At 72.5% G+C, this 1,438-nt stretch carries 2 protein-coding genes; one reads left to right on the plus strand and one right to left on the minus strand.

Going from position 1 to position 1,438, the window contains the following annotated elements; translation table 11 throughout:
- The coding region (locus H5J29_RS32585) for a LysR family transcriptional regulator (protein ID WP_181784741.1) at positions 1-563 on the minus strand (563 nt) is incomplete at its 3' end.
- Between the two features lie 126 nt (positions 564-689).
- Between H5J29_RS32585 and H5J29_RS32590 the strand changes: the two genes are divergently transcribed.
- A partial coding sequence (locus H5J29_RS32590) for a LysR family transcriptional regulator (RefSeq protein ID WP_181784742.1) occupies positions 690-1,438 on the plus strand: 749 nt, incomplete at its 3' end.

Raw genomic sequence — 1,438 nt, forward strand, 5'->3', positions numbered from 1 at the left:
CTGCCCGCCTCCCGACGACTCGGCGCGCACACCGCCACGAGCCGCTCGCGGTGCACCCACTCGACGGCGATCTCGTCGTCCCGGTTCTCGCCCAGACACTCGTCGGCGTAGCTGACCAGCCCGAAGTCGCACTGACCCGCCCGCACGGAGGCGACCGCGGCGTCGGACGCGAGGTGGTTGAGCGCCACGACGGCGCGGGGGTGGCTGTGCTGGAAGGCCAGGACGATGTCCGGCAGCAGGGCCGCGGCGCTCGCCGTGCAGGAGGCCACCCGGATCGTGGAGGCCTTGTTGTCCGCGAGGTCGCGGAGCAGGACCTCCGCCTCGCGCGTGCGCCGCACCACGTCGCGCGCCCACTCGTAGGTGACCCGCCCGCTCTCGGTCAGCTCGAGCCTGCGCCCGCGCCGCTCGAACAGCAGCGACTCGAGCCTGCGCTCGAGCATCCGCACGTGCTCGGACACGACCGGCTGGGTGAGGCCGAGCTCCTGGGCGGCACGGGTGATGGTGCCGTGCTCGACCACCTGGCAGAACACCGAGAGCTTGTAGAGGGAGACCATCGTGTCCATCTCCGGACCATAGGGAGTACCCACTACGAGGATGGGTACGAATTGTTAACAACGGTGACCGCGGAACGGCTCGGAAAGGGGCCGGCGTCATCTGCCCGTCATCCGCGGCGACTACCATTCACGTCGATGGACAACCGCATGTCGCTGTACAAGCTCGAGGTGCTGCTGCTGGTCGTCGACGAGAGGTCGGTGACCGCGGCCGCGCGGCGGCTGCACGTGTCCCAGCCGGTGGTGACCGGGCACCTGCGCGGCCTGGAGCGCCAGTTCGGGGCACAGCTGTTCACCCGCGTCGGCCGGGGACTGGAGCCCACGCCCGCCGGGCACATCGCCATCGGCCTCGCGCGAGACGTCCTCGCCCGCGCCCGGGAGGCCCAGCGGGACCTCGACACCCTGTTCGCCGAGACCGCCCGCACGGTGGCGGTCGCCTCCACGACCGCCGTCGCGGGCAACGTCCTGCCCGACGTGGTGGTCACCTTCCGGGAGAGCCGCCCGGACACGGTGATCCGGGTGCGGTCGATGGACGTCGACGAGGTGGTGGCGGCGGTGCGCAGCGGGGAGAGCGACGTCGGCCTGGCCAGCTACCTCGATCCCGACGACGCCGCGGGCCTCGACGTGGAGTGGCTGGGCGACGAGGACATCGTGCTCATCACCTCGCCGGACGAGCCGCGAGACAGCGTCGGGCTGGCGGAGCTCGGCGGGCTGCCCTTCGTGTGCACCCCCGGCGGATCGGCCCGGCGCCGCTCCCTGGACCAGCAGCTCGCGGCCTTCGGCGTGCCGCAGCGCAGGGTCGTGGTGGAGATGTCGGAGCGCGAGGGGATCCTCGACGCCGTGCGCCGCGGCGCGGGCGGGCTCCACGGGGAAGTCGCGGGTGTAGC

Origin of the sequence: Pseudonocardia pini (assembly GCF_013870575.1) — a bacterium.
Classification (GTDB): Bacteria; Actinomycetota; Actinomycetes; order Mycobacteriales; family Pseudonocardiaceae; genus Pseudonocardia; species Pseudonocardia pini.